This is a genomic window from Serratia bockelmannii (genome assembly GCF_008011855.1).
In the GTDB taxonomy this organism is placed as follows: Bacteria; Pseudomonadota; Gammaproteobacteria; order Enterobacterales; family Enterobacteriaceae; genus Serratia; species Serratia bockelmannii.
The window spans coordinates 1,804,171-1,829,084 of the sequence record NZ_VOUX01000033.1; the positions used below are offsets into that span (position 1 = coordinate 1,804,171).

30 protein-coding genes are annotated in these 24,914 nt (G+C 59.5%); 16 read left to right on the top strand and 14 right to left on the bottom strand.

The annotated features are described in order from the left end of the window. Entirely contained in the window at nucleotides 1–231 is a 231-nt protein-coding gene (locus tag FOT55_RS25135; RefSeq protein ID WP_025303975.1) for a (4Fe-4S)-binding protein, read from the bottom strand. A 192-nt stretch (nucleotides 232–423) separates the two neighbouring features. On the opposite strand from FOT55_RS25135, the gene FOT55_RS25140 reads away from it, so the two are divergent. Then, nucleotides 424–837, top strand: a complete 414-nt coding sequence (locus FOT55_RS25140; RefSeq protein WP_016929826.1) for a DoxX family protein — start codon at nucleotides 424–426, stop codon at nucleotides 835–837. Nucleotides 838–887: 50 nt separating this feature from the next. Here the strand turns inward: FOT55_RS25140 and smrA are convergent, their stop codons facing one another. Next, the gene (gene smrA / locus FOT55_RS25145) at nucleotides 888–1,460 is read right to left on the bottom strand and encodes a DNA endonuclease SmrA (RefSeq protein ID WP_025303977.1); all 573 of its coding nucleotides are present in this window, start codon (nucleotides 1,458–1,460) and stop codon (nucleotides 888–890) included. Between the two features lie 184 nt (nucleotides 1,461–1,644). Between smrA and FOT55_RS25150 the strand changes: the two genes are divergently transcribed. Then, nucleotides 1,645–1,980: an MbeD/MobD family mobilization/exclusion protein gene (locus FOT55_RS25150; RefSeq protein ID WP_004928976.1), complete on the top strand. Its 336-nt coding sequence runs from the start codon at nucleotides 1,645–1,647 to the stop codon at nucleotides 1,978–1,980. 67 nt (nucleotides 1,981–2,047) lie between these two features. Further along, nucleotides 2,048–2,494, top strand: coding sequence for a DUF1198 family protein (locus tag FOT55_RS25155; RefSeq protein ID WP_147824208.1), 447 nt, complete (start codon nucleotides 2,048–2,050; stop codon nucleotides 2,492–2,494). Between the two features lie 26 nt (nucleotides 2,495–2,520). On the opposite strand, the gene FOT55_RS25160 is transcribed toward FOT55_RS25155, so the two are convergent. The 3 genes from FOT55_RS25160 to FOT55_RS25170 all read right to left on the bottom strand — a co-directional run bounded on the left by FOT55_RS25160 (nucleotide 2,521) and on the right by FOT55_RS25170 (nucleotide 5,130). Then, a complete protein-coding gene (locus tag FOT55_RS25160; RefSeq protein WP_025303979.1) occupies nucleotides 2,521–2,859 on the bottom strand; it encodes a DUF2002 family protein in 339 nt (112 codons plus the stop codon). A gap of 102 nt (nucleotides 2,860–2,961) precedes the next feature. Continuing rightward, complete coding sequence (locus tag FOT55_RS25165; protein WP_089196196.1) at nucleotides 2,962–4,134, bottom strand: MFS transporter; 1,173 nt, start codon at nucleotides 4,132–4,134, stop codon at nucleotides 2,962–2,964. A gap of 90 nt (nucleotides 4,135–4,224) precedes the next feature. Beyond that, nucleotides 4,225–5,130 (bottom strand): LysR family transcriptional regulator, encoded by a 906-nt coding sequence (locus FOT55_RS25170; RefSeq protein WP_147824209.1) that lies wholly within the window; start codon nucleotides 5,128–5,130, stop codon nucleotides 4,225–4,227. 105 nt (nucleotides 5,131–5,235) lie between these two features. On the opposite strand from FOT55_RS25170, the gene FOT55_RS25175 reads away from it, so the two are divergent. Both FOT55_RS25175 and FOT55_RS25180 read left to right on the top strand, forming a co-directional pair. Then, nucleotides 5,236–6,618 carry an MFS transporter gene (locus tag FOT55_RS25175; protein WP_025303982.1) on the top strand — a complete coding sequence of 461 codons (1,383 nt, stop codon included), beginning with the start codon at nucleotides 5,236–5,238 and terminating at the stop codon, nucleotides 6,616–6,618. Further along, the gene (locus FOT55_RS25180) at nucleotides 6,615–6,995 is read left to right on the top strand and encodes a DUF4440 domain-containing protein (protein WP_043138374.1); all 381 of its coding nucleotides are present in this window, start codon (nucleotides 6,615–6,617) and stop codon (nucleotides 6,993–6,995) included. The genes FOT55_RS25175 and FOT55_RS25180 overlap by 4 nt, the downstream gene beginning before the upstream one ends. A 195-nt stretch (nucleotides 6,996–7,190) precedes the next feature. Here the strand turns inward: FOT55_RS25180 and asr are convergent, their stop codons facing one another. Further along, on the bottom strand, nucleotides 7,191–7,541 hold the full coding sequence (gene asr, locus FOT55_RS25185; RefSeq protein ID WP_004928953.1) for an acid resistance repetitive basic protein Asr: 351 nt from the start codon (nucleotides 7,539–7,541) through the stop codon (nucleotides 7,191–7,193). Nucleotides 7,542–7,770: 229 nt separating this feature from the next. On the opposite strand from asr, the gene FOT55_RS25190 reads away from it, so the two are divergent. Further along, nucleotides 7,771–8,079, top strand: coding sequence for an ElaB/YgaM/YqjD family protein (locus tag FOT55_RS25190; protein ID WP_004928950.1), 309 nt, complete (start codon nucleotides 7,771–7,773; stop codon nucleotides 8,077–8,079). A gap of 61 nt (nucleotides 8,080–8,140) precedes the next feature. Here FOT55_RS25190 and pdxR read toward each other — a convergent pair whose 3' ends face one another. Further along, nucleotides 8,141–9,574, bottom strand: coding sequence for a MocR-like pyridoxine biosynthesis transcription factor PdxR (gene pdxR, locus FOT55_RS25195; protein ID WP_147824210.1), 1,434 nt, complete (start codon nucleotides 9,572–9,574; stop codon nucleotides 8,141–8,143). Between the two features lie 95 nt (nucleotides 9,575–9,669). Here pdxR and FOT55_RS25200 point away from each other — a divergent pair, with 95 nt between their 5' ends. The 5 genes from FOT55_RS25200 to nrdF all read left to right on the top strand — a co-directional run bounded on the left by FOT55_RS25200 (nucleotide 9,670) and on the right by nrdF (nucleotide 14,124). After that, a complete protein-coding gene (locus FOT55_RS25200) occupies nucleotides 9,670–10,101 on the top strand; it encodes a carboxymuconolactone decarboxylase family protein (RefSeq protein WP_025303985.1) in 432 nt (143 codons plus the stop codon). A 272-nt stretch (nucleotides 10,102–10,373) separates the two neighbouring features. Continuing rightward, a complete protein-coding gene (gene nrdH / locus FOT55_RS25205) occupies nucleotides 10,374–10,604 on the top strand; it encodes a glutaredoxin-like protein NrdH (protein WP_004928934.1) in 231 nt (76 codons plus the stop codon). A gap of 9 nt (nucleotides 10,605–10,613) precedes the next feature. Then, the gene (gene nrdI, locus FOT55_RS25210; protein ID WP_004928930.1) at nucleotides 10,614–11,018 is read left to right on the top strand and encodes a class Ib ribonucleoside-diphosphate reductase assembly flavoprotein NrdI; all 405 of its coding nucleotides are present in this window, start codon (nucleotides 10,614–10,616) and stop codon (nucleotides 11,016–11,018) included. After that, nucleotides 11,000–13,144 carry a class 1b ribonucleoside-diphosphate reductase subunit alpha gene (gene nrdE, locus FOT55_RS25215; protein WP_147824211.1) on the top strand — a complete coding sequence of 715 codons (2,145 nt, stop codon included), beginning with the start codon at nucleotides 11,000–11,002 and terminating at the stop codon, nucleotides 13,142–13,144. Before nrdI ends, nrdE begins: the two co-directional genes overlap by 19 nt. A gap of 8 nt (nucleotides 13,145–13,152) precedes the next feature. Further along, nucleotides 13,153–14,124 carry a class 1b ribonucleoside-diphosphate reductase subunit beta gene (gene nrdF, locus FOT55_RS25220; RefSeq protein ID WP_033639549.1) on the top strand — a complete coding sequence of 324 codons (972 nt, stop codon included), beginning with the start codon at nucleotides 13,153–13,155 and terminating at the stop codon, nucleotides 14,122–14,124. A 43-nt stretch (nucleotides 14,125–14,167) separates the two neighbouring features. On the opposite strand, the gene FOT55_RS25225 is transcribed toward nrdF, so the two are convergent. From FOT55_RS25225 to FOT55_RS25245, 5 genes are all read right to left on the bottom strand, one after another. Further along, the gene (locus FOT55_RS25225; RefSeq protein ID WP_043138388.1) at nucleotides 14,168–14,455 is read right to left on the bottom strand and encodes a type II toxin-antitoxin system RelE/ParE family toxin; all 288 of its coding nucleotides are present in this window, start codon (nucleotides 14,453–14,455) and stop codon (nucleotides 14,168–14,170) included. Next, nucleotides 14,455–14,742 carry a CopG family ribbon-helix-helix protein gene (locus FOT55_RS25230; RefSeq protein ID WP_049205214.1) on the bottom strand — a complete coding sequence of 96 codons (288 nt, stop codon included), beginning with the start codon at nucleotides 14,740–14,742 and terminating at the stop codon, nucleotides 14,455–14,457. Before FOT55_RS25230 ends, FOT55_RS25225 begins: the two co-directional genes overlap by 1 nt. A gap of 77 nt (nucleotides 14,743–14,819) precedes the next feature. Beyond that, a complete protein-coding gene (locus FOT55_RS25235) occupies nucleotides 14,820–15,014 on the bottom strand; it encodes a DUF1289 domain-containing protein (RefSeq protein ID WP_049205216.1) in 195 nt (64 codons plus the stop codon). Between the two features lie 64 nt (nucleotides 15,015–15,078). Further along, complete coding sequence (locus FOT55_RS25240; RefSeq protein ID WP_049205218.1) at nucleotides 15,079–15,819, bottom strand: SDR family oxidoreductase; 741 nt, start codon at nucleotides 15,817–15,819, stop codon at nucleotides 15,079–15,081. Between the two features lie 153 nt (nucleotides 15,820–15,972). Further along, nucleotides 15,973–16,917: an MBL fold metallo-hydrolase gene (locus FOT55_RS25245; RefSeq protein ID WP_147824212.1), complete on the bottom strand. Its 945-nt coding sequence runs from the start codon at nucleotides 16,915–16,917 to the stop codon at nucleotides 15,973–15,975. Between the two features lie 206 nt (nucleotides 16,918–17,123). On the opposite strand from FOT55_RS25245, the gene FOT55_RS25250 reads away from it, so the two are divergent. After that, a complete protein-coding gene (locus tag FOT55_RS25250; protein ID WP_025303993.1) occupies nucleotides 17,124–18,095 on the top strand; it encodes a patatin-like phospholipase family protein in 972 nt (323 codons plus the stop codon). A 98-nt stretch (nucleotides 18,096–18,193) separates the two neighbouring features. Here the strand turns inward: FOT55_RS25250 and FOT55_RS25255 are convergent, their stop codons facing one another. Next, on the bottom strand, nucleotides 18,194–19,549 hold the full coding sequence (locus tag FOT55_RS25255) for a 2-hydroxycarboxylate transporter family protein (RefSeq protein ID WP_049205223.1): 1,356 nt from the start codon (nucleotides 19,547–19,549) through the stop codon (nucleotides 18,194–18,196). Nucleotides 19,550–19,875: 326 nt separating this feature from the next. Between FOT55_RS25255 and FOT55_RS25260 the strand changes: the two genes are divergently transcribed. Together FOT55_RS25260 and FOT55_RS25265 are read left to right on the top strand one after the other, a co-directional pair. After that, nucleotides 19,876–21,468 carry an ATP-binding protein gene (locus FOT55_RS25260; RefSeq protein WP_147824213.1) on the top strand — a complete coding sequence of 531 codons (1,593 nt, stop codon included), beginning with the start codon at nucleotides 19,876–19,878 and terminating at the stop codon, nucleotides 21,466–21,468. 32 nt (nucleotides 21,469–21,500) lie between these two features. Then, nucleotides 21,501–22,187 (top strand): response regulator, encoded by a 687-nt coding sequence (locus FOT55_RS25265; protein WP_025303996.1) that lies wholly within the window; start codon nucleotides 21,501–21,503, stop codon nucleotides 22,185–22,187. A 16-nt stretch (nucleotides 22,188–22,203) separates the two neighbouring features. Here FOT55_RS25265 and FOT55_RS25270 read toward each other — a convergent pair whose 3' ends face one another. After that, nucleotides 22,204–22,467: a hypothetical protein gene (locus tag FOT55_RS25270; protein ID WP_127146528.1), complete on the bottom strand. Its 264-nt coding sequence runs from the start codon at nucleotides 22,465–22,467 to the stop codon at nucleotides 22,204–22,206. A 126-nt stretch (nucleotides 22,468–22,593) separates the two neighbouring features. Here FOT55_RS25270 and proV point away from each other — a divergent pair, with 126 nt between their 5' ends. Beyond that, a complete protein-coding gene (gene proV / locus FOT55_RS25275; RefSeq protein ID WP_147824214.1) occupies nucleotides 22,594–23,796 on the top strand; it encodes a glycine betaine/L-proline ABC transporter ATP-binding protein ProV in 1,203 nt (400 codons plus the stop codon). After that, nucleotides 23,789–24,895, top strand: coding sequence for a glycine betaine/L-proline ABC transporter permease ProW (gene proW / locus FOT55_RS25280; RefSeq protein ID WP_043143799.1), 1,107 nt, complete (start codon nucleotides 23,789–23,791; stop codon nucleotides 24,893–24,895). The genes proV and proW overlap by 8 nt, the downstream gene beginning before the upstream one ends. Nucleotides 24,896–24,914: the final 19 nt, after the last annotated feature.

A 24,914-nucleotide genomic window follows, 5' to 3' on the forward strand; every position in this document is an offset into this window, starting at 1 on the left:
TTATTTCTCCCTATATTTCAGTGCGCCGCTGGGGCAGGTGTCGATAACGCGTTTCACCTCGGCCGGCTCGGCATTGTCCGGCATAATCCACGGCCGGCGGTTCAAGGTGAATATAGCCGCGTTGCCTCGCACGCAGTTGGCGGAATGGCGGCATATCGCGCTGTTAAAATAAACGTCAATCTTGTCGCCGGAATAACGACGGTAACCGGCGGCGGTCAATTCCTCATCCATCTTGGCCTCACATTGCCTGTTTTATTGTTTTTGCTCCAGGCTCAAGTATAGGCAATGCCGTTGGCTTCACCACGCGTCTCACCCAACGAAAAAAGTGGCGCAACCGCCCGTCGCCGCTAGAAAAAAACGTAAATTGTTCTAATCTTTATTCAGTAAGACAACATAATTCCGACAGTGGCTAAGGAGTTCGAAATGGGTGATAGCTCAAAAGACGGCGTAATTCTGCTGTCCCGTATTCTACTGATGGTTCTGTTTATCATTTTCGGCTGGATGAAACTGGTCAACTTCGGTGCAACCGTCACGGCGATGGAAGGCTACGGCACGCCGATGCCTTATTTGGCGGCGATCGTTGCCGTGGTGGTGGAGTTTATTTTCGGCATCGCGCTTATTCTCGGCCTGTTTACTCGGCCTATCGCGGTCATTTTCGCCCTGTATGTTTTGGGCACCGCGTTTATCGGCCATCCGTTCTGGAAAATGACCGGCATGGAAATGATGGGCAACGAAATTAACTTCTTTAAAAACATCAGCATCATTGGTGGTTTGCTGTTGCTGGCGGTAACCGGCGCCGGCCGTTATTCGCTGGACTATAAAATATTTAATAAATAATTCATCGATGGCCGGCGATATTCGCCGGCCATTTTATTTCGGCTATCCTTTCAACGACTGCGCTTGGCGTGGCGCTCAAAGTTTTCTGCCTTGGCCTGCGCCGATTTACGCAACGTGACATAACAAGCGCCCTCGCCGCCGTCGCGCGGTAAGGCGCGGCAAAACGCCTGCACCTGCTCAAACTGCGCCAGCCATTTGGCGACGTAACTGCGCACGATATTCGGATGGCTTTCGTTCTGCCGCCCGCGGCCGTGCACGATCAGCAGCGAACGCAGATTTTGCGCCTCCGCCTGCATAATGAAACGGAACAGCGCCTGCCGGCTGGCTTCAACCGGCTGACGCAGCAGGTTCAGCGACGCCTGCGGCGGGTAACGCCCGTTGCGCAGTTTGTCCAGCACGCCCTGCTGAATGCCTTCCCCTTTGAACTCCAGCGGCTGTTCACAGGGGATCACCTCGAGAAAATCGGTGCTGAGGAAGTTTTCCTGCCGCAGCCGCTGCGCTTCGCGCCGCGCGCTTTTGTCCACCGCCGCCTGCGGCTTGAGGTACAGCGTCTGCCGTCCGCTCTCCAGCGGCACCACGTCCGCCATCGCCTGTTCAAAAAAGTCTTTTTCCTGCTCGCTCATGTTCCACCTCTCTTGAACGGCAGCCTTTACGGCTGGGAATGGGGTCGATTGTAAGACGCCTTGGCGCGGTTGCAAGCCGGGAATTGTCAGCGGCATTTGTCTCATTTGTCGTCAACGGGTGAGCTTGCGAACAGTTTTCGCTATACTGCTAAGCCATCATTGAGTGCCGCAAAGGATCGAGCCCATGACAATGCGCGAGCTGGAAATCCAGTTTCAAAATGCGATGAATGAGTTGCAGAGCAGCTTCGAACGGCAACACCGCGAATGGCAGCAGAGCTACCAGGCGCTGCAGCAACTGCTGGAAGAAGCCAAACAGCGCGAAGCCGCGCTGCGGGCGCAGAATGAACAACTGGCGCGCAAACTGAGCACCGCCAGTTCGGTGCCGGAACAGCATGCGCTAGTCAAGCAGATCAAAATGCTCGGCGCCCATCTGGACGCGCTGGCCAAAGACGCGGCCACCTTCAATCACCACCTGCGCCAACAGAGCGCGGTCGGTAATTTCAGCGGCGAACAGCATTGATAGCGGGCGCTGTCGCACAGCGCCTCCCGCCCCTCTTCTGGCGTATTGAGAGTGTAATAAAGCCTAAATGACCTGGATCATCCTCGCCGCCCTGATCGTCGTATTCATTATCGGTTACCGCATCTTGACGTCCGACACCCGCAAAGCCATCGATTCGCTGGCCCATCTGCTGAGGGTCAAGCCGATGCTGATCGAATCGATGATCCAGGAAATGGGCGGCCGCCAAAGCCAGACCTTTATCCGCATGCTGAACAACGGCTACACCGAAGAGATGCACCAGGCGGCTTATCTGCTGTTCATCTACCTGACGTTTATCAAACAGGCGGACGACGAGCAGATTGCCCTGTGGCGTGACGTGCTGCTGCGCGCCGGGCTGTCACCGGAGCTACACGCCGAGCACACCGAAGCGGCGCTGTTTTACTTCGCCGATCTGGATATTGATGCGTTTGAACTGGCGCAATTCCGCCGCGCCTACAACGAGCGTTTCAACCGCGAAGCGTTGGCCCACGGCTGATAGCGTCCCCCGGGTCGGGGGACCGATTACAGGAACATGCTGTAAAGGTAGCGCGAAAGCGCTTCGCGCGAGCTGAAGCCGTGTGCGATGCCGTAGCGCTGGTTCGGGGTGTCGCTGCTTAAATCCAGGGGAAACTCCAGATACTGCTCGCTGAAGCGCACCGGGGAGGTCGGCGTGGCGAAATGCACGCTTCTCTCTTTCAGCGCCGGGTGGATCACCAACGCGGTTCTGCCCATCCGCGCTTCGCGATTCACATACACGTAGTGTGCGCCCTTGCGGTAACCATAGGCCTGATCGGTGACATAATCACGCTCAAAGCCGGTATTCTCCAACACTTTAGCCACTTCATCCGGCCGTAAATACATCGATTCCTCCTCTCATTCTGGACCGCTGAGCGACCTTACCGTAATCATTCACCGAAACAATGATTTTCTGGGAAGGAATCCGGGTTTCGGACTATTCCTGAATCAGGCCCGGCTGCGTTGCAGCAGGCGCAGGGTGAGCAACACCCCGAGCGCCACCAGCAGCGCCGCCGCCAGATAGATCGACGGCACGCCCGTCTGCCCGATCAATAGCCCGGCCAGCGGGCCGGTGATGCCCAGCGCCAGGTCGAGGAACGCCGAATAGGTGCCGAGCGCCGTGCCCTGGTTCTGCGGCGGCACCTGTTTCACCGCCTCGACGCCCAGCGCCGGGAACACCAGCGAGAAACCGGCGCCGGCCAGCAACGCGCCGGTTTGCACCATCCAGGGCTCACCAGCCTGCCAGATCAACAGCAGCCCGACGATCTCGACCAGAAACGACGCCAGCGTCACCTTCAACCCGCCGTGGCGGTTAATGACGTTGCTGAAGATCAGGCGAATGCCGACGAAGGCGCAGCTGAACAGCGTCAGCGAAAACGCCGCGCCGCTCCAGCCTTTGTCGGCATAGTAAAGTGTGATGAACGTGGCGATCACGCCGAAACCGACGGTGCCCATCGCCAGACCGAGACCATAGGCCCAGATGCGGCCGAACACCGCGCTAAAGGCGATGCGCTGCCCGGCGGCGATCGAGACGTCCGGCTTGCCGCTCGCCAACAGCAGCGCCACCGCAACCGCCAGCACGATCAGCGCCGCCACCCCGGCCAATCCCCACTGCTGATTCAGGTACACGCCAAGCGGCGCCCCGGCCGCCATCGCCCCGTAGGTGGCAACGCCGTTCCAGGAAATCACCCGCGCGGTGTGCATCGCCCCGACCCGGCCGATGCCCCATAGCGTGGAACCGGTGCTGGCGAAGCTTTCGCCGACGCCGAGAAACACCCGCCCCACGCACAGCAACAGCAGGCTGAGCCACGGGTAACCGTCAACGCCGAACGCCAGCGCGTAAAACAGGCCGCTGGCACCGCAGCAGGCCAGGCCGAACAGCACCACCTTCTTCGGCCCCAGCTGATCGGCGTAACGCCCGGCGTGCGGGCGGCTGAACAGCGTGGCGAAGTATTGCGCGCTGATGATAAGGCCCGCCAACACCGAGTTGTAGCCCAGGTGGTCATGCACAAATCCCGGCAACACCGCCAGCGGCAGGCCGATGGTCAGGTAGCAGACGAAGGTGAACATCACCACGGACAAAATACGTCGGTTCAGCTGGAGGTTATTTTCTGCGGTCATCGAAGGTGGCTCGCATCGGACGGGGTAGACGAAGCCCTCCAGCATACCCCGATGAGATTTGATGATAAATGAGAGAGTTATAACGAATTATTATTTCGCTAACGATTTTGCCGCCACCCGCGCGCGCAGAAAATCGATAAACGCCCGCACCTTCTCCGGCACGTGACGGGTATTCGGGTAGAGCGCATAGATGCTCTGCTCAGGGAAACGGTGATCCGGCAGTAACCGCTGCAGCCTGCCGGCATCGATGTCGGGCTGCGCCAGCCACGCCGGCAGCAGCGCCACCCCGGCGCCATGCAGGGCGAACGCCAACAATGCCGCAGCGCTGTCGCCGGTAAGCGTGGCGGCGTCCGCAACCTTGAACAGCACCGCGTCGCGCTGCGGCGTGACCACCTGCCAGCTGAGCGGCGAACTGAGCCGGCTGTGGGCGATCCACTGCGCCTGCGCCAGATCCGTCAGCGAATGAATCGGCCGGTCGGCCAGATAACCCGGCGACGCCACCGGAAAAATGGCAAAGCTGTCGATCAGCACCGCGCGGTGGCTGGAATCCGCCAGTTGGCCCAGACGGATCGCCACGTCGAAGCGCTCAGAGATCAGATCGGCATGATAAGAAGAAGAGACATGCTGGATGCGCAGCCGCAGATGCTGTCGCGAAAATGCCGCCAGCGCCGGCACCACCACCTGGGCGCCGTACTCCGGCGTGCTGGTGATACGCAGCACGCCGCTCAGCCCGTGATGATCGCGACGCACGTCGTCCAGCACATTTTCCGCCTCCTGCAGCAGCTGCAGGCTGCGCTGGTAGAAGCGTTCGCCGGCATCGGTCAGCGACAGCCGCCGGGTGCTGCGCGCCAGCAGTGACACCCCCAGCTCGTTCTCCAGCTGCTTGACGTTAAAGCTCACCACCGCCTTGGTTTGTCCCAGCGCCGCCGCCGCCGCGGTAAAGCTGCCCGCTTCCACCACTGCCGCAAAGATCGCCAGACGCTGCAAATTCAGCATTTCGTCGCCCTTATTGTCAAAATCATTTTGACAGTGTAATTGCCCGCCGCCGATTTATCCGCACTTTTCCCCCCGATACACTGCTCGCCTTCAACCGGAGGCACCATGTCTTATCGCAGCAAAGTGGCAATCGTCTATCTGCTCGGCTTTTTCGTCGATCTGATCAATATGTTTATCGCCAACGTCGCCTACCCCGCCATCGGCCAGGTGATGCGGGCGTCGGTCAGCCAACTGGCGTGGGTCAGCAACGGCTATATTCTCGGCCTGACGCTGGTGATCCCGCTCAGCGCCTGGCTGGCGCAGCGCATCGGCGGACGGCGGGTGTTTCTGCTGTCGCTGGCGTTGTTCATGCTGGCCACCCTCGGCGCGGGCAACGCCGACAGCATCGGCGCGCTGATCGGCTGGCGCACCCTGCAGGGCATGGGCGGCGGCTTGCTGATCCCCATCGGCCAAACGCTGACCTATCAGCTGTACCGCAGCCATGAACGCGCCGGGCTGTCGGCCGCCATCATGTTGGTGGGGCTGCTGGCACCGGCGCTGTCACCGGCGCTGGGCGGCTGGCTCGTCGATCGGTTGGACTGGCGCTGGGTGTTTTTCGCCAACCTGCCGCTGGCGGCCCTGGCACTGGCGCTGGCGGCGCTGTGGCTGCGTGCGGAAACGCCGACGGCGGCGCGCAAACCGCTCGACGCGACAGGATTACTGAGCGCCTGCGCGGCGCTGACGCTGCTGCTGCTCGGCCTGACCCGGCTGAGCGAAGCCGGCCATCAAGCTTCCGGCGCGGCGCTGCTGGCCACCGGTCTGCTGGTGCTGGCCTATTATCTGCGCCATAGCCTGCGTACCCCGCAGCCGCTGCTGAACCTGCGGCTGGTCGCCGATCCGCTGCTGCGCAACGCCATGGCGGTTTATTTGTGCATTCCCGGCCTGTTCATCGGCGTCAGCCTGGTGGCGATGCTGTATTTGCAAAACCAGCTGGGGATGCCCGCCGCACAGGTCGGCGGCCTGATGCTGCCCTGGGCGCTGGCGTCGTTCCTGGCCATCACGCTGACCGGCAAAAGCTTTAACCGCCTCGGCCCGCGGCCGCTGCTGATCGCCGGCTGTCTGTTGCAAGGCGCCGGCATGCTGACGCTGGCGCAGATCGACCTGGCCGGGCAGCACGCGTTGCAGATTGCCGCCTTCGCCCTGATGGGGTTTGGCGGCAGCCTGTGCAGCAGCACCGCACAGAGCAGCGCGTTCCTGCAGATCCCCGACGGCCAATTGGCGGACGCCAGCGCGCTGTGGAACATCAACCGCCAGCTCAGTTTTTGCCTCGGCGTGGCGCTGCTCAGCCTGCTGCTGAATCTGCTGCTGACCGTGTTGCCGCCCGCGGCGGCCTACCGAACCTGCTTCATTCTGGCGGGCGCCAGCGTATTTATCCCGCTGTTGCTGTGCCTGCGCCTCGCCAACCGCGCCATCGTGCGCCAACTCAACGCTCAACAGGATGCTTTATGAACCCGTATTTTACCGAAGTGATCGACGCCCACATCGCCATTGAACGCTGGCTGGGCAAAGGCGCCGGAGAAGAGCAAGCGCTGCTGGCGCGCTTTACGCCGGAATTCAGCATGATCGCGCTGAACGGCGCGCCGCTGGATTTCACCGCGCTGTGCGCTTTTTTCCGCGCGCATCGCGCCGCCAAACCGGGATTGGAAATCGAGATAGAAGAGATGAAGCTGGTGGCCGAATGGCCGACGGGCGCGGTAGTCAGCTACCGGGAAAAACAGAGTCTGCCGGGACAAAGCGCCACGCTGCGCTACTCCACGGTGGTGTTTGAACGCCTGCCCGACGCGCTCGGCTGGCGGCATTTGCACGAAACTGCCGCAGCGCAATGATCACAGGAAGCTGCCGGCCAAAAACAATTCCCAACCGACGATCACCCCACACAGGGTTACCGCGCTGAAAATGACTTCAAACAGATAGCGATGGATCATCGTGCGTCGCCTCAAAAGAAGACACCCGGAAGAACCGGGTGTCTGGAATACGGGCTGGAGAGTGCGGAACCTTCCGGTTCCGCAACCATCACTTAATTAAGCTTTTTTACCGGCTTTTTTGTGGTGTTTTTTAGCGGCCTGAGCTTTCTGCACTGGCGCTTTTTTGTGGTGTTTTTTAGCAGCCTGGGCTTTCTGAGCTGGCGCTTTTTTGTGGTGCTTTTTAGCGGCCTGAGCTTTCTGGGCTGGCGCTTTTTTGTGGTGCTTGGCTTTCTTGTGATGCGTTGCTTTAGCTGGCGCTTTTTCAGCAGCAGCCGCTGGCGCAGCGGTAGTGGTGGTCGCAGCTGGCGCGGTGGTGGTAGCCGGAGCAGTAGCTGCGGTATCAGCAGCGAAAGCAACAGAAGACAGACCCATAGTGGCAGCAACGATCAGCGCTAATACTTTTTTCATCTTTAAATCCTCAGAGTGTTGTTTCGGTAAGCCCCGGTGGAGCCGTTGAAACAGATACTAGTGGAATCAAACCGCCGCTTCCGTGAGTGATTGGTTTCGCCGAGTAACCAAATGTACAAAGCCCACGCGCCGGCAAACACCTGCGTGACGGCGGTTTTTTTCCGTGATCGGCCACACAAATCTCGGCATGGTCTACACTTAAAAGACATGTGTCGAAATGGAGAGCTGAATGTTTAAGAAAGCGGAAAGAACAGAACGCGATATCGATCAGGACGTCACTCTGTTGGCCGATACGCTGGATGAAGTGTTGCGCGAGTCCGGTGACAAGACCAAAGAGGAACTGAAAGAGCTGCACAGCAAGGCGAAAGGCGTGCTGCGCGACGCTCGGGCGCGGTTCAATGGCTCCACCAGTCTGACACAGCATGCGCGCGACGCCGTCGATCAAGCCGACAGCTATGTGCGTGACAAACCTTGGCAGGGCGTAGGGATCGGTGCCGCCGTCGGCATCGTGCTCGGCGTGCTGCTGGCCCGGCGTTAACACCCCTGCAGTCATAAAGATAAAACAGATGTGCGTCTGGCCCGCGGAAATCGCGGGCCGTTTAATTTGCGTGTTTAAACAGCTGTGCCAGCCCCTGTACCGCCCGCTCCGCCTCCTCTCGCCGGCTGAAATTGGCGAACCCCAGCAGTAACCCTTGCCCCACCGGATGGTCGATTCGCCAGTCAGACAACGCCTGCACCGCCAGCCCCTGCTGCCAGGCTTGCGCCGCCAACGGCGCATCCGCCAAGCCGTCGCGCAGCCGGGCCAACAGCTGAATGCCGCCCTGTTGCGGCACCGTCGTCAGCCACGCCCCCAGCTGCCGCTCCAACGCCTGCGTCAGCCACTCGCGCCGCTGGCGGTACAACGGCCGCATGCGTTTCAGGTGGCGATAGAAATGCCCTTGCCGGATAAAATCCGCCACGCCGGCCTGCAGCAGCGGCGGGCAACCGCAGCCACGCAGCCGGCTGCTGCGCGCGAATGTTTCCGTCAGACCGACGGGCACCACCAGATAAGCCATGCGCAGCGCCGGGAACAGCGTTTTGCTGAAGGTGCCGGCGTACAGCACCCGACCCTGAACATCGAGGCTTTTCAGCGGCGGCAGCGGCCGCCCGTGATAGCGAAACTCGCTGTCGTAGTCATCCTCGAGGATCCAGGCCCCGCGCTGCTGCGCCCAGTCGAGCAGCGCCATGCGCCGCGCCAGGCTGAGCGAGACGCCGAGCGGGCTTTGATGGGTCGGCGTCACCACCGCCAGCCGCGCCTCAGGCGCCGTCAGCATACCCGCGGCCACGTCCATGCCCTGTTCATCCACCGGCACGGCGACCGGCCTGACGCCGGCGGCCAGCAGCAGCGGACGCGTGACCGGATAGCCGGGATCTTCGATCCATACCGCGTCGCCGGCATGTAACAGCGTCTCCGTCACCCAGTCCAACAACGCCGGATAACCGGCACAGAGGAAAATTTGCTCCGGCCGACAGCTGATGCCGCGCGACAAATGCAGGTAATGGGCGATCGCCTCACGCAGTTCAGGCAGGCCGCCGGCCGGCGGCAGTGCCAGAGAAGCCACCGTGGAACCGCGCAGCTGGCGGGCGACAATGCGCTGCCACAGCGCCCGTGGAAACGCGTCCAGCGCCGGTACCCCCAGCTGGAAAGGCTGCAGCATGCCTTGCGGCTGCAGCGGATCGGGCGCCATTGCCGCCAGCGGTGGCGCAGCGGGGACCGCGCCCGGCGGCATGTGTGGCAGCTGTGGCGAGACATAGGTGCCCGCCTGCCCGCGGCTCTGCAAGAAACCTTCGGCAATAAGTTGCGCGTAGGCGCTTTCCACCGTAGCGCGCGCCACGCCCAGATCGCTCGCCAACCCGCGCACTGAGGGCAACCGGCTGCCTGCCGCCAGGCTGCCCTGGGTAATGGCGTCTTTAATCCGCTGGTAAATCTGCCGGTACAGCGGCTCGGCGAGCCGGCTGTCCAGCCGCAGCGAGGTCAGGAAAGTTGGCATCATGGCCCGGTTAAATAATCATTTTATGGCCCTATAGCATAGACCATAAGGCCGCTAAAGTAGCGCCATGATTTCGTTACTACCGATTGAGGTTGACCATGATTAAGCAACGTTTGAACTATGCCGAGCTGGCGCCCGCCCCGTACAAAAATATGGTGGGCGCGCTGATGGCGCTGGAGAAAGGCGCCCTGGACAAGGCGACCATCGAGTTGATGTTTATGCGCGTTTCGCAGATCAACGGCTGCGCCTACTGCCTGGACATGCACGGCAAAGCGCTACGTGAAAGCGGCTTCAGCCATGCCAAGCTGGATACGCTGGCGGGCTGGCGCGTCAGCCATGAATTCAGCGAGCGCGAGCGCGTCGCGCTGGAATGGGCCGAGTCAGTGACGCTGATCGCCGCCACCGGCGCGCCGGACAGCGCTTTCGAGGCGCTGAAAGCGCACTTCAGCGATACCGAGATCGCCGATCTGACTTTCGCCATCAGCATCATGAACGCCTTTAATCGTCTGGCCGTCAGCATGCGTCAGTAATGCGCTCGACTCCCCCTCTTCGCTGAGAGGGGGAATTTCTCACCCGCAAAAAATTTTTCCCTCGCCTTTTCCAGCCCCAGCGCGGCCTGCGCACTCAATCCCACAAAACACCATATATAGCGTGGTTGATAAAACAAATATCTACATATAGTATTTTATGAGTCAACCGCAGGGAATGTCGTTCGGTTGATAACGCCGTCAGAAACGCCAGGAACGATGCTCCGTTATCTGACTTGCCCGCCTTTCCTTCAGCCTAAAGGTAAATGCGAATCATGAGCATTATTATTTACAGTAAACCGGACTGTGTCCAGTGCAACGCCACTTATCGCGCATTTGATAAACAGGGGATTGATTATCAGGTGATCGACCTCACCCAGGATCAGCAGGCGCTGAACCACGTTAAATCCTTAGGTTATCAGCAAGTTCCGGTCATTATCGCCGGTGACGACCACTGGTCCGGTTTCCGGCCGGACAAAATCGGCGCGCTGGCGCTCACCTGCTGAGGCTCGACGATGAATCCGCTGGTCTATTTCTCCAGCAGTTCGGAGAACACCCATCGGTTCGTTGAGAAACTGGGCCTGCCGGCGATCCGCATTCCGATCGCCGGCGCCCGCAGCAAATTGCTGATGGAACAACCCTATATCTTGATCGTACCCAGCTATGGCGGCGGCAGCGCCGTCGGCGCGGTGCCGATCCAGGTGATCCGCTTTCTCAACGTTCCGCAAAACCGTTCATACCTGCGCGGCGTCATCGCCGCTGGGAACACCAACTTCGGCGCAGCGTACGGCATCGCCGGCGACATCATCGCCAAAAAATGCCAGGTGCCTTTTTTGTACCGCTTCGAGCTGCTCGGCACGACGCAAGACGTTGAAAACGTTAGACAGGGAGTAACCGCATTTTGGCAACGACAGAACTGACCAGGCCCGAGACGGGCGCGCTGGATTACCATTCGCTCAACGCGATGCTCAATCTTTACGATGCGGAAGGCCGGATCCAGTTCGATAAAGATCGGCTGGCGGCGCGGCACTACTTCCTGCAGCACGTCAACCAAAACACCGTGTTCTTCCATAACCTGGAGGAAAAGCTGCGCTATCTGGTGGAGGAAGGCTACTACGAGCCGCAGGTGCTGGCGCAGTATGAATTCCCGTTTATCAAGCAGCTGTTCCAGCAGGCCTACGCCAAGAAATTCCGCTTCGAGACCTTCCTCGGCGCCTTCAAGTACTACACCAGCTATACGCTCAAAACCTTCGACGGCAAGCGCTATCTGGAACGCTACGAAGACCGGGTGTGCATGGTGGCGCTGACGCTGGCGGCGGGCGACACCGCCCTGGCGCAGGATCTGGTGGAGGAGATGATTTCGGGCCGCTTCCAGCCGGCCACGCCGACCTTCCTCAACTGCGGCAAACGCCAGCGCGGTGAGCTGGTCTCCTGCTTCCTGCTGCGCATCGAAGACAATATGGAATCGATCGGCCGGGCGGTGAACTCCGCGCTGCAGCTGTCGAAACGCGGCGGCGGCGTGGCCTTCATGCTGAGCAATATTCGCGAGGTGGGCGCGCCGATCAAGCGCATCGAGAATCAGTCCTCCGGCGTCATTCCGATCATGAAAATGCTCGAAGACGCCTTCTCCTACGCCAACCAGCTCGGCGCGCGCCAGGGGGCCGGCGCGGTGTATCTCAACGCCCACCACCCGGACATCCTGCGTTTTCTCGACACCAAGCGGGAAAACGCCGACGAGAAGATCCGCATCAAGACGCTGTCGCTGGGGGTAGTGATCCCGGATATTACCTTCGAGCTGGCGAAGAACAACGAAGAGATGTACCTGTTCTCGCCCTACGACGTCGAACGGGTGTATGGCACGCCGCTGTCTGAAATCAGCGTCAGTGAAAAATACCGCGAGATGGTGGACGAAAAGCGTATCCGCAAGTCGCGCATCAACGCGCGCGAGTTCTTCCAGGTGCTGGCGGAGATCCAGTTCGAATCCGGTTACCCCTACGTGATGTTCGAGGACACGGTCAACCGGGAGAACCCGATCGCCGGGCGCATCAACATGAGCAACCTGTGTTCGGAGATCCTGCAGGTCAACCGCGCCAGTACGTATCACGAAGATCTGAGCTACGATCGCATCGGCAAGGACATCTCCTGCAACCTCGGCTCGCTGAACATCGCCAAAACCATGGACGCGCCGGACTTCGGCAAGGCGATCGAGACCGCGATCCGCGCGCTGACCGCGGTGGCCGACATGAGCGATATCCGCTCGGTGCCGTCGATCGCCGAGGGCAACCGCAGCGCCCGCGCTATCGGCCTGGGCCAGATGAATCTGCACGGTTACCTGGCGCGCGAGCGCATTTTCTACGGCTCGGAAGAAGGCATCGACTTCACCAACCTCTATTTCTATACCGTGGCCTATCACGCCATCCGCGCCTCGAACCGGCTGGCGATAGAACGTGGCGCCGCGTTCGACGGCTTTGAGCACTCGCGCTATGCCAGCGGCGAGTACTTCGACAAGTACACCGAACGCGACTGGCTGCCGCAGACCGAGCGGGTGCGCGAGCTGTTCGCCGCCGCCGACATCGCCATTCCGGGCCGCGACGAGTGGCGCGCGCTGCGCCAGTCGGTGATGATGCACGGGCTGTACAATCAGAACCTACAGGCGGTGCCGCCGACCGGTTCCATCTCGTACATCAACAACGCCACCTCCAGCATCCATCCGATCGTCTCGCGTATCGAGATCCGCAAGGAAGGCAAGATCGGCCGCGTTTACTACCCGGCGCCGTACATGACCAACGACAACCTGGCGTATTACCAGGATGCCTACGAGATTGGCCCGGAAAAAATCATCGATACCTATGCCGCCGCGACGCAGCACGTCGATCAGGGGCTGTCGCTGACGTTGTTCTTCCGCGATACCGCCACCACCCGTGACATCAACCGCGCGCAGATCTACGCCTGGCGCAAAGGCATCAAGACCATTTACTACATCCGCCTGCGCCAGATGGCGCTGGAAGGCACCGAGGTGCAGGGCTGCGTGTCCTGCGCGCTGTGAGGCAACTTATGACAACCGTAACATCGGCGCCGCTGGTGCGCGCCATCAACTGGAACATCATCGAAGACGACAAGGATCTGGAGGTGTGGAACCGCCTGACCTCCAACTTCTGGCTGCCGGAGAAGGTACCGCTGTCCAACGATATCCCGTCCTGGGCCACGCTGACGCCGAAGGAGCAGCAGCTAACCATTCGGGTGTTTACCGGGCTGACGCTGCTGGACACCATCCAGAACACCGTCGGCGCGCCGGCCCTGATCGCCGATGCGCTGACGCCGCACGAAGAGGCGGTGTACTCCAACATCAGCTTTATGGAGGCGGTGCACGCCCGCTCTTACAGCTCAATCTTCTCCACCCTGTGCCAAACGCCGGACGTGGACGACGCCTACCGTTGGAGCGAGGAAAACCGCGCGCTGCAGAAGAAAGCCGGCATCATTCTGGCGCACTACCGCAGCGACGATCCGCTGCTGAAAAAGGTCGCCAGCGTGTTCCTCGAGTCGTTCCTGTTCTATTCGGGCTTTTACCTGCCGATGTACTGGTCCAGCCGCGCCAAGCTGACCAACACCGCCGATCTGATCCGCCTGATCATTCGCGACGAGGCGGTGCACGGCTACTATATCGGCTATAAGTTCCAGAAAGGGCTGGAGAAAGTGGACGCCGCACGGCGCCAACAGGTGAAAAATTTCGCCTTCGATCTGATGCAGGACCTGTACGACAACGAGGTGCGCTACACCGAGGAGCTGTACGACGGCGTCGGCTGGACGGAAGACGTGAAGACCTTCCTGCACTACAACGCCAACAAGGCGCTGATGAACCTGGGGTATGAAGCGCTGTTCCCACCGGCGATGGCGGAGGTCAACCCGGCGATCCTGTCGGCGCTGTCGCCAAACGCCGACGAAAACCACGACTTCTTCTCCGGGTCAGGGTCGTCCTACGTCATCGGCAAGGCGGTCAACACCGAGGATGAGGACTGGGACTTCTGAGAACATGACAGCGATACCGGTCTTTCAGGCCGGTATCGTGCATTCAATACCCTTGTTCTTTCTGACTACGGATCGCCAGAACAAACGCCGTATCGATATCAGGGATATATTTGTAGAGCGCCAAATAACCGCGAACTTGCTGCCCAATAATCAATTCACGCAGCCCTGAGCCAAGGGCTCGTCCGATCAATGGATTATGTTCCAATACCGCAATCGCCTGGATGATTTCCTGAATGCGCCGCCCTGGATCCACGGCACCATACTGAGCCAAATGAGCGAGAATACGTTCGATATCATCCCTGACCTCTGGCGCCAACTCGACGTTTGCCATCAGCGCCCCAATTTTTTTACCGGAGGTTTAACAGCGTCAGTGTTACCGGCTGCGTAATTTTCCAAATAACCGCGCATCTCTTTCCAAGAGACCGTCTCTCCCGTCGCAATTATCTTGGCATAGCGTTTTTCCGCTTCATTCTCAAAGTCGCGGCGCAACTCTTCTTGCTGCGTTTTCTCCGCTATTGCCTGCAAAATAAAGCTGTGAGACGTCACGCCAGCCTGCTCGGCAACAGCGGTGACTCGGGCTTTAAGCTCATCTGGAATACGGATGGTCGTCGTCGACATAATCGCTCCCAACGTCGGTCAATCACATGTAGCTCAATTGTGCTACATGAAGTCTGACAGCGCAATAATGCAGAGGATTATTTCACCGATTGACGCAGCTCAAGCTGCCGCCAAATAGCGCGTTTCTCCGCGTCGCTGGCGGTCGGCCAGGCGGCGATTTCCGCCCGCGTGCGCCGGCATCCCCGGCACTGCTGGGTTTCGTCGTCGATGCGGCACAGGCTGACGCAGGGCGATCTCACGCCGTGCTGGAATTGCTGATTGTCGCCCGCCATACGCTGCCCTTGATGTGATGAGTTCCGCCACAGGATACCCGATCCTGCGGCGGCGCGTCGTCAATCAGATGATGCCGCCGTTGGCGCGCAGGGTTTGTCCGTTGATCCAGCCGCCGTCAGCCCCGGCAAGGAACGCCACCGCCGCGGCAATATCTTCCGGCGTGCCCAGACGCTCCAGCGGCGCCATCTTCGCCAGCCGCTCGATAAGCTCCGGGGTTTTGCCGTCGAGGAACAAACCGGTGGCGGTCGGCCCCGGCGCGACGGCGTTCACCGTGATATTGCGGCCGCGCAGCTCTTTCGCCAGCACGCTGGTCAGCGCTTCGATCGCCGCCTTACTGGCGGCATACATACCGTAACCCGGCTGCAGCAACCCCACCACGCTGGAAGAGAAGTTGATGATGCGGCCGTTGTCGCGCAGGCGCTTCGCCGCCTCGCGCATCGCATTGAAGCTGCCTTTCAGGTTGATGTCGAGCAGGCGATCCACGTCTTCATCATGCATGTCCGCCACCGGCGCTAGCGCGATCACCCCGGCGTTATTGACCAGAACGTCGACGCCGCCAAACGCCTGTTCGGCGCTGTCGAACAGCTGGGCAACCGCAGCCGCATCGCTGACGTCGGCCTTGATGCTCAAGGCGCGGCCGCCGCGCTGTTCTATCTTGCCCACCAGCTCATAGGCCGGCGCCGGGTTGCCCGAATAGTTGATGATGACGGCAAAGCCATCGGCGGCCAGGCGCTCGGCGATGGCGGCGCCGATACCGCGCGATGCGCCGGTGACGATGGCGACGGAGGGAGTTTTCTGATTCATCGGGAGATCCTTAAAGAAAACGACGAGGGTAACGTTAATCATGCACTCTTTATCACGGCGAATAAGCCCCGATTCTCTGGCATCATCATCCCAAATTATCGAACAATGTCCCCAAGGCGCTTACGATGGCCGCCCGTTGGGCGGCCATCTCCCTTACAGCGCGCCGTAGTTCAACGGCACCCAGGTGTAACCGTCGCCCTGGCGGTTCAGATACCCCAACCCCGGGAACGACAGGTGTGCGCCCCCCACCAGTTCGCTCTGCCGCGCGCTGTCGCCAAATATCCGCAGCCGCTGAGCGACAGCCGCCTTGGCGTCGCTGTCAAAGCTGATAGCCACCTTCGGATGCGGCAACTGCACCGCCGCCACGTGGATCAGATCCCCCAACAGCAACAGCTTCTTGCCCTGGCTGGTCACCTGATACACGCTGTGCCCCGGCGTATGGCCGTGGGCGGCGAAGGCGGCAATGCCCGGCGACAGTTCACCGTCGCCGCTGAACGGCTTAAAGTGACCGGCCGCCTGATACGGCTTGATCGCCGCCTGAGCCCGTTCGAAGTTGCTTTTACTGCCCGCGCTAGCCTGTTTCAGTTTGTCCGCGCTTAGCCAGAAGTCCGCGTCCTGGCTGGCGGCGCGCACCACCGCATTGGGGAATACCGCCTTGCCGTCGTGCGTCAGGCCGCCGAGATGGTCCGGGTGCATGTGGGTCAGGTAGATCTCATCCACCTGCTCCGGCTGGTAACCCGCCGCGCGCAGGTTATCCACCAGCTTGCCCAGGCCGTCGCCCAGCAGTTGGCCGGCGCCGCTGTCGATCATCACCAGCTTATCGCCGGTATTGATCAGATAGACATTGACCGAGGTGACCACCGGCAGGCTTTGATGCCGCTCGGCCAACCCGGCGGCGATCTGCTGCGGCGTGGTGTTTAGCAACAGCTTGTCCGCCGGCAAACGAATGATGCCGTCGGACAACGCGGTCACTTCAAAACTGCCCAGCATGATGCGATAAAATCCCGGCGTCGGGGTTTTAGCCTGCGGCGCGGCGGCCCCGGCCTGTAATGACATAACGGCCAGCGCCGCGCCCAGCAGACAACGTTTCCAGAACATGATGACTCCTTGCGAGAATTGAACAGCGCTAAGTATTGACGCAAAAATCCCGATGCGCCTGTTTAATAAATGCCTTTGATAAATATATGAACAATATATTTATTGTGAATAATTTTGTTTGCCGACTCACACAACCCCAATCAATATTTTCTCGCTCGCCACTTCGTTATTTTTCTTACTCCCTAAACCACGAGTGAGGAAATATCATGAACTATCAATTCGAAAATCTGGTCTTTGAAGGCGGCGGCGTAAAAGGCATCGCCTATGGCGGCGCGCTGGAATTGCTGGAAGCCAAAGGCATCATGCCGCAGATCAAGCAAACCTCCGGCGCCTCGGCGGGCGCCATCGCCGCGCTGCTGGTCGGCCTGGGCTGCAGCTCGGCGGACGTCACCAAAATTCTGTCGGCGATGGATTTTAAAAAATTCCTCGATTATAACGGCGGCTTTTTCGGTACGATCCAGGATGCCTATCGCCTGTTTAATCAATACGGCATCGCGCCCGGCGATTATTTCTATCAATGGTCACGCGATATTATCAAGCAGTATACCGGCAACCCGGATATCACCTTCGAGCAGTTCGAAGCGATGAAGGCGGCGAAAGGGTTCAAGTCGATTTACTTTATCGGCGCCAACCTCAACAGCGGCCAGCGAGAGGTTTATTCTCACCGAACCACGCCGCGCATGAAAGTGGCGGACGGCCTGCGCATTTCGATGTCGTTCCCCTTCGCCTTCGTGGCGAAGAACAATACTCTGGGCGACCTGTGCATCGACGGCGGCATGATCGACAACTACCCGGTGCGACTGTTCGACTATGACTTCTCCGCCACGCCGCCTTACATCGACGCCTCCAGCCAACGCATCAACACCCGCACCCTGGGCCTTCGCCTCGACTCCGCCGGCGAAATCGCCCAGGCCGCCGGTCAGGCCGGCCCGCGCACGCCGGTCAACAACCTGTTTGATTTCACCCTGGCGGTGGCCAACGTGATGCTGGACATCCAAACCAAGGTGCATCTGGACAGCGATGACTGGAAGCGCACCGTGTATGTCGATACGCTCGACGTCGGCACGCTGGAGTTCGGCATCAGCGAGGAGAAGAAACGCGCGCTGATCGAATCCGGCCGTCGCGGCGTAGAGCGCTACTTCGCGTGGTATGACGCCGCCATGAAACAGGCAGCGTAACCGGTATTATCCCCGCCCGCACGTCAGGCCGGCGCGCGGGCAAAAAAAATCCCCGCGGGGGCGGGGAAAGGCAAAGTAACGCTAAGGATTTATAGGAGTTATACGAAGAACTTGGCCAACACCAGCAGCGACAGCGAAACGTTGATAGCGCCGCCGATACGGGTTGCGATCTGGGCGAACGGCATCAACGACATGCGGTTGCCGGCGGTGAGGATCGCGACGTCGCCGGTCCCGCCCTGCCCGCTCTGGCAGCAGGAGACAATCGCCACGTCGATAGGGTGCATGCCGATTTTCTTGCCGACGAAGAAACCGGTCGCCACCAGCGCGCTGACGGTGGTGACGATCACGATCAGATTCTGTACGGTGAACGCGTCCACCAGCTCCTGCCACGGCGTGATGGCCACGCCGACCGCGAACAGGATCGGATAAGTCACGGCGGTGCGGAAGAATTTGTACACCACCTGCGAGCCTTCCTGAATGCGTGGCGATACCCCGTGCGCCAGCTTCACCGCCACGGCGGCGAACAGCATGCCCACCGGCGCCGGCAGGCCGATCAGACGGTGCAGCAGCATGCCCACCATATACAGCAGAATGGCCAACAGCGCGCCGCAGGCGATGGTGCTGACGTCCACCTTGCCGCTGATTTTTTCCACCGCGCTCATGTCGCTGTCGCCCTGCTTGCTCGGCATCAGGCTGCCTTCGCCGGTCAGGTGCGGATAACGCTTGCCCAGCTGGTTAAGCAGGCCGGCGATGACGATAGCGGTCAGGCTGCCGAGCATCACGATAGGCAGAATGCGCCCCAGCGCCACGCCCTGTTCCATGTGTAGGATCGCCGCGTAGCCCATCGACAGCGGGATCGCCCCTTCACCTACGCCGCCGGCCATGATCGGCAGGATCAGGAAGAAGAAGATCTGGAACGGTTCCAGGCCCAGCGCCATGCCAACGCCCATCCCCACCAGCATGCCGACGATCTCGCCGCACAGCATGGGGATGAAGATGCGCAGGAAGCCCTGGATCAGCACCTGGCGGTTCATGCTCATGATGCTGCCGACGATGATGCAGCAGATGTAGAGGTACAGAATGTTGGTCGATTTGTAGAACTTGGTGGTCGATTCCACCACCACGTCCGGCAGCAGGCCATAGTGCACCAGCGCGGAAGGAATGAAAGTGGCGCAGATTGCCGCCGCGCCCATTTTGCCGATCAGCGGCAGGCGCTTGCCGAATTCGCCGCAGGCGAAGCCGAAGAACGCCAGGGTGGCCACCATCACTACGATATCGCTCGGCAACTTGCCTTCCAGGCAGTCGAGCAGAATCAATACGCCGGCCAGAATAAAGAACGGTAACGGAATAATCCCTACTTTATAATTGTCCAGTATCCGCCACCATTTCTCACGCAGAGGAATATCGGCGGTCTTGTCTTTGGCTACGAGGTAAGAATCATCTGTTGTGCTCATAATCTGGCCTCTTATTAGTTTGTTCAGCCATCATAGAGAAGCGCACGGATTATCTGCTGTGATTATGTTCAAAGTTAAAAAGGGTTTTTAATGGTGGTTATGGTTTCTATGGGGTTAATTAAGATTATGTAAAAACCAACGTGGTTTTAATGGTGTTAATACCGTTTTTATTTTAAAGCTTATCAACTTTATCGCAGACGAACAATTCTCGTCCGGTTCACTCTAATCCCGTGTGAGGGATCACAAGTTGATCGAGCGCAATATTACAGACCCCGCTTATCGTGATAGGGTAAGGCTTCAGGATCTCTTTACGGTGAAGCTCCACCATGCGCCTCAAACTCTCATTTCAAATCAAACTGTTTCTGTGCCTGGTGGCCTTCTCCTGCCTGCTGCTGACCTGTATCGGCGCCTATACCTATTACCAGTTGGATGCGCAACTGCACCGCGATCTCGGCGCCCGCGCCCAGGTGCAGGCGCGGGAAATCGCCCTTATCCCTTCGCTGGTGGACGCGGTGGAAAACAACGACGCCGCCAGGATCGCCGCACTGATGAAAAGAATCCGCGCCAGCAGCGACGCCAGCTATATCGTCATCGGCGATAATCATGCCCGCCATCTTTATCATTCCGAATACGAAGGCCGCCTGGGCACACCGATGATCGGCGGCGATAATAAAGAGGTGCTGGAAGGGAAAAGCATTATTTCCATTCGCAAGGGCGGCATCGGCGTATCATTACGTAGCAAGGCGCCGATCCTGGATGAAAATAATCAGGTGATCGGCATCGTTTCCGTCGGTTATTTGAAATCGCATATCGATAATTTAAATGCCAGGACGTTGACGCAAATTATCGGCTCTATCGTGCTGCTGCTGATTGCCCTGTTCGTTTTTTCCTGGCTGCTGTCGAAAAATCTCAAGCGCCAGATGTTCTGGCTGGAACCGAAAGAGATCGCGCTGCTGGTGCGCCAGCAAAAAGCGCTGCTGGAAGCCATTTATGAGGGCGTGATCGCCATCGATCCGCAATTGCGGATCATCACCATCAACCATGCGGCGCGCGAGCTATTGGATCTACACCAGCCCGCCGCCAGCTTGCTGGGCCGACCAATCGGCGACGTGATCCAAGCGCAGCCGAACTTCTTCGCCGCCGCGCAACTGGGCCAGGATACGCACGACGAGGTGTGCCGCTTCAACCACGTGCGGGTGATCGCCAGCCGGGTGCGCATCATGCAGGAGCAGGAACTGCAAGGCTGGGTGATCAGCTTCCGCGACAAGAACGATATCAATACCCTGAGCAGCCAGCTCAGCCAGGTGAAACGCTATGCCGACAACCTACGCATCATGCGCCACGAGCAGCTGAACTGGACCGCCACGCTGGCCGGGCTGTTGCATATGCAGCGCTACGACGAGGCTATTCGCTATGTGGAAGCCCAGTCGGAGGGCGCGCAGGAGATCCTCGATTTCATCTCGCAGCGCTTCAGTTCGGCGGCGCTGTGCGGCCTGCTGCTGGGCAAATATTCCAGCGCCAGAGAAAAAGGCATCGAGCTGCGCTTCGATCCGGCCTGCCAGCTGCGGCAGATCCCGGCGGCGCTGAATGAGACCGAACTGATGTCGATCGTCGGCAACCTGCTGGATAATGCGGTGGAGGCGACGCTGCACCGCCCGGCGCCGCACGATGCGATCGAACTCTATATCAGCGACGGTAGCGACGAGCTGGTGATCGAGGTGGCGGATCGCGGTACCGGCATCGCCGAGGAGATTCGTGATACGCTGTTTGAACAGGGCGTCACCACCAAAGCGGATAAAAGCGACCACGGCATCGGCCTGCATCTGGTCGCCAGCCACGTGGCGCAGGCGCATGGCAGCATAGAAGTGTCAGACAACGAGCCGCACGGCGCGATATTCTCTATATTTATCCCTAAATAAAACCCATAACCCGATTTTTTGAGCACCCGATTATGTCACACCAAGCACTGGACGTTCTGATCGTGGAAGACGAGCCGCAACTGGCGACGCTGCACGCGGAGTTCATCGAGAAAAATTTCAACCTGCGGGTGGTGGCTTACGCCGCCACGCTGGCCGAAGCGCGAGCCAAAGCCAACGCGCACCAGCCGCGCCTGATCCTGCTGGACAACTTTCTGCCGGACGGCCAGGGCATCGAGCTGATGGAAGAGCCGGCGGTGAAGAACCCCGCCTGTTCGGTCATCTTCATCACCGCCGCCAGCGACATGCATACCTGCAGCCAGGCGATCCGCAACGGCGCCTTCGATTACATCATCAAGCCGGTGTCCTACAAGCGGCTGCGCAATTCGCTCGAACGTTTCATGCAGTTCGTACAGACCCAGCGTACCTTCAAGATCATCGATCAGGATAACGTCGATGCGCTGTACAACCTGCAGTCGAAGCAGTTCTCCAGCGAGCCGAGCGCCAAAGGCATCGAAACCAATACCCTTGAGCTGGTGCAGGCGCTGTTTATCGCCCAGCCGACGGTAGCGCATGCGGTGGAAGACGTGGTGGAGCAGGTCGGCATCAGCAAGACCACCGCCCGGCGTTATCTGGAATATTGCGTCGCCACCCAGTTCGTGCGGGTAGAGATGTTGTACGGCAATATCGGCCATCCGCGGCGGCTGTACCGCAAGGCCTGAGGCTGCCATCTGGCTGTCATATTACGGCGATAACATAGCGCTCGACGATATCCCCCTCGATATCGGCACCTGTCGTTAAAACTGATGAAATACTGATGACTTTTACCCGGCCTCTGGTCGGGTTTTTTATTATCCGAACGGCAGGCGTAAAACCGAAATAGCTCATCGCCCCACACCGCGTTATTTCCTCAAAAACCAAACCATTATGGCGAATAACGGCCGTCAATTTTGAGTCACGGGCCAAATTACCATAGCTAATTAAAACCTTGATGTAAACCACTAATATCCCATTTAAATGACATTGAGGGTTGTCTCAGATATTCACTGTGTTAGGGTAAAAAGCTCTTTTATTTTGCTAAGGACAGCCCATAACGCGTTAATTAAACCAGAGGAAACAGCAAATTGCATGGCAATTAAACTCGAAATAAAGAACCTGTATAAGATATTTGGCGAACACCCGGAACGCGCATTCAAACTGCTGGATAAAGGTCTGACAAAAGATCGGCTGTTTGAAAAAACCGGCTTATCGCTCGGCGTAAAAGACGCCACTCTGGCCATTGAAGAAGGCGAGATATTTGTCATCATGGGGCTCTCCGGTTCCGGCAAGTCCACCCTGGTACGCCTTCTCAATCGTCTGATAGAACCCACCCGCGGCCAGGTACTGATCGACGGTGAGGACATCGCCAAAATATCCGACACCGCGCTGCGCACCGTGCGGCGAAATAAGATCAGCATGGTATTTCAATCATTCGCGCTGATGCCGCACATGAACGTCCTGAATAATACTGCCTTTGGTATGGAATTAGCCGGCATACCGTTGCAGGAACGTCAGGAAAAAGCGCTGGATGCCCTGCGTCAGGTCGGGCTGGAGAATTATGCGCTGTCTTATCCAGATGAATTATCCGGCGGTATGCGCCAGCGCGTAGGATTAGCCCGCGCCATGGCCAATAACCCGGATATATTATTGATGGACGAGGCCTTCTCTGCGCTCGATCCGTTAATTCGCACCGAAATGCAGGATGAGCTGGTGAAATTACAGGCCCAGCATCAGCGCACCATCGTGTTTATTTCCCACGATCTGGACGAGGCGATGCGTATCGGCGATCGCATCGCCATCATGCAGGGCGGTGAGGTGATCCAGGTCGGCACACCGGACGAGATCCTGAACAACCCGGCCAACGACTATGTGCGCACCTTCTTCCGCGGCGTGGACATCAGTCACGTGTTCAGCGCCAAGGATATCGCCCAACGGCGCCCGGTGACGCTGATCCGCAAAACCCCCGGCTTTGGCCCCCGATCGGCGCTGCAGCTGCTGCGCGATGAGGACCGTGATTATGGTTATGTTGTTGAACGCGGGAAGAAATTTATTGGCGTGGTGTCGATAGAGTCGCTGAAAAAGGCGCTGTCCGCCAATCAAACGCTGGACGATGCCCTGCTCGAAGCCCCTGCCGCCGTGCCGGCCGATACGCCGCTCAGCGATCTGATTTCCCTGGTCGCCCAGGCGCCCTGCGCGGTGCCGGTGGTGAGCGAAGAACATAACTATCTCGGCATCATCTCCAAAGCCATGCTGCTGCAGGCGTTGGACAAGGAGGGCTCAACCAATGAGTGATACCACGCAAACCCAAGATCCCTGGGCTACCGCACCGGCAGATGCCGGCGCCGCACCCGCTCACGATGTCGCCGCCAACGCCGGCGACGCCTGGTCCAGCGCGCCGCCGCCGGCCGCTCATGACGCCGCCGGACAAGGCGCAGATTGGCTCAGCAGCGCCCCGGCGCAGCCTGAACACTTCAGCCTGCTCGACCCGTTCCATAAGGCCTGGGTGCCGTTCGACTCCTGGGTCACGCAAGGCATCGACTGGCTGGTGCTGCACTTCCGTCCACTGTTCCAGGGCATTCGCGTGCCGGTGGATATGATCTTGAGTGGCTTCCAGCAATTGCTGCTGGGCATGCCGGCGCCGATCGCCATTCTGGTGTTCTCGCTGCTCGCCTGGCAGGTCTCGGGCCTCGGCATGGGCGCCGCCACGCTGCTCTCCCTGGTCGCCATCGGCGCCATCGGCGCCTGGTCGCAGGCGATGGTTACGCTGGCGCTGGTGCTGACCGCGCTGTTCTTCTGCATTCTTATCGGCCTGCCGCTCGGCATCTGGCTGGCGCGCAGCAAGCACGCCGCCAAGGTGATAAGGCCGCTGCTCGACGCGATGCAAACCACCCCGGCCTTCGTCTACCTGGTGCCAATCGTCATGCTGTTCGGCATCGGCAACGTGCCGGGCGTGGTGGTCACCATTATCTTCGCGCTGCCGCCGATCGTGCGCCTGACCATTTTGGGCATCAAGCAGGTGCCGGAAGATCTGATCGAGGCCGCCGAATCCTTCGGCGCCAGCCCGCGGCAGCTGCTGTTCAAGGTGCAGCTGCCGCTGGCGATGCCGACCATCATGGCCGGCGTGAACCAGACGCTGATGTTGGCGCTGTCGATGGTGGTCATTGCCTCGATGATCGCGGTCGGCGGTCTGGGGCAGATGGTGCTGCGCGGCATCGGCCGGTTGGACATGGGCCTGGCCGCCGTCGGCGGGGTCGGCATCGTGATCCTGGCGATCATTCTCGATCGCCTCACCCAATCGCTGGGGCGCGATCGCCGCAGCAAGGGCATCGGCCGCTGGTATCGCCGTGGCCCCATCGGGCTGCTGACTCGCCCGTTCATCAAACAGGCCTGACGCTTTTCCCGCCGGCGGC

Coding starts and splice junctions, on each gene's coding strand:
- FOT55_RS25135 (WP_025303975.1), bottom strand. CDS start 231: ATGGATGAGGAATTGACCGCCGCCGGTTACCGTCGTTATTCCGGCGAC.
- FOT55_RS25140 (WP_016929826.1), top strand. CDS start 424: ATGGGTGATAGCTCAAAAGACGGCGTAATTCTGCTGTCCCGTATTCTA.
- proV (WP_147824214.1), top strand. CDS start 22,594: ATGGCAATTAAACTCGAAATAAAGAACCTGTATAAGATATTTGGCGAA.
- FOT55_RS25150 (WP_004928976.1), top strand. CDS start 1,645: ATGACAATGCGCGAGCTGGAAATCCAGTTTCAAAATGCGATGAATGAG.
- FOT55_RS25180 (WP_043138374.1), top strand. CDS start 6,615: ATGAACCCGTATTTTACCGAAGTGATCGACGCCCACATCGCCATTGAA.
- FOT55_RS25225 (WP_043138388.1), bottom strand. CDS start 14,455: ATGGCAAACGTCGAGTTGGCGCCAGAGGTCAGGGATGATATCGAACGT.
- FOT55_RS25200 (WP_025303985.1), top strand. CDS start 9,670: ATGATTAAGCAACGTTTGAACTATGCCGAGCTGGCGCCCGCCCCGTAC.
- FOT55_RS25165 (WP_089196196.1), bottom strand. CDS start 4,134: ATGACCGCAGAAAATAACCTCCAGCTGAACCGACGTATTTTGTCCGTG.
- FOT55_RS25250 (WP_025303993.1), top strand. CDS start 17,124: ATGAACTATCAATTCGAAAATCTGGTCTTTGAAGGCGGCGGCGTAAAA.
- FOT55_RS25230 (WP_049205214.1), bottom strand. CDS start 14,742: ATGTCGACGACGACCATCCGTATTCCAGATGAGCTTAAAGCCCGAGTC.
- FOT55_RS25240 (WP_049205218.1), bottom strand. CDS start 15,819: ATGAATCAGAAAACTCCCTCCGTCGCCATCGTCACCGGCGCATCGCGC.
- proW (WP_043143799.1), top strand. CDS start 23,789: ATGAGTGATACCACGCAAACCCAAGATCCCTGGGCTACCGCACCGGCA.
- FOT55_RS25155 (WP_147824208.1), top strand. CDS start 2,048: ATGACCTGGATCATCCTCGCCGCCCTGATCGTCGTATTCATTATCGGT.
- nrdF (WP_033639549.1), top strand. CDS start 13,153: ATGACAACCGTAACATCGGCGCCGCTGGTGCGCGCCATCAACTGGAAC.
- pdxR (WP_147824210.1), bottom strand. CDS start 9,574: ATGATGCCAACTTTCCTGACCTCGCTGCGGCTGGACAGCCGGCTCGCC.
- FOT55_RS25170 (WP_147824209.1), bottom strand. CDS start 5,130: ATGCTGAATTTGCAGCGTCTGGCGATCTTTGCGGCAGTGGTGGAAGCG.
- FOT55_RS25235 (WP_049205216.1), bottom strand. CDS start 15,014: ATGGCGGGCGACAATCAGCAATTCCAGCACGGCGTGAGATCGCCCTGC.
- FOT55_RS25260 (WP_147824213.1), top strand. CDS start 19,876: ATGCGCCTCAAACTCTCATTTCAAATCAAACTGTTTCTGTGCCTGGTG.
- nrdI (WP_004928930.1), top strand. CDS start 10,614: ATGAATCCGCTGGTCTATTTCTCCAGCAGTTCGGAGAACACCCATCGG.
- FOT55_RS25245 (WP_147824212.1), bottom strand. CDS start 16,917: ATGTTCTGGAAACGTTGTCTGCTGGGCGCGGCGCTGGCCGTTATGTCA.
- FOT55_RS25175 (WP_025303982.1), top strand. CDS start 5,236: ATGTCTTATCGCAGCAAAGTGGCAATCGTCTATCTGCTCGGCTTTTTC.
- FOT55_RS25160 (WP_025303979.1), bottom strand. CDS start 2,859: ATGTATTTACGGCCGGATGAAGTGGCTAAAGTGTTGGAGAATACCGGC.
- smrA (WP_025303977.1), bottom strand. CDS start 1,460: ATGAGCGAGCAGGAAAAAGACTTTTTTGAACAGGCGATGGCGGACGTG.
- FOT55_RS25255 (WP_049205223.1), bottom strand. CDS start 19,549: ATGAGCACAACAGATGATTCTTACCTCGTAGCCAAAGACAAGACCGCC.
- FOT55_RS25190 (WP_004928950.1), top strand. CDS start 7,771: ATGTTTAAGAAAGCGGAAAGAACAGAACGCGATATCGATCAGGACGTC.
- asr (WP_004928953.1), bottom strand. CDS start 7,541: ATGAAAAAAGTATTAGCGCTGATCGTTGCTGCCACTATGGGTCTGTCT.
- FOT55_RS25265 (WP_025303996.1), top strand. CDS start 21,501: ATGTCACACCAAGCACTGGACGTTCTGATCGTGGAAGACGAGCCGCAA.
- nrdH (WP_004928934.1), top strand. CDS start 10,374: ATGAGCATTATTATTTACAGTAAACCGGACTGTGTCCAGTGCAACGCC.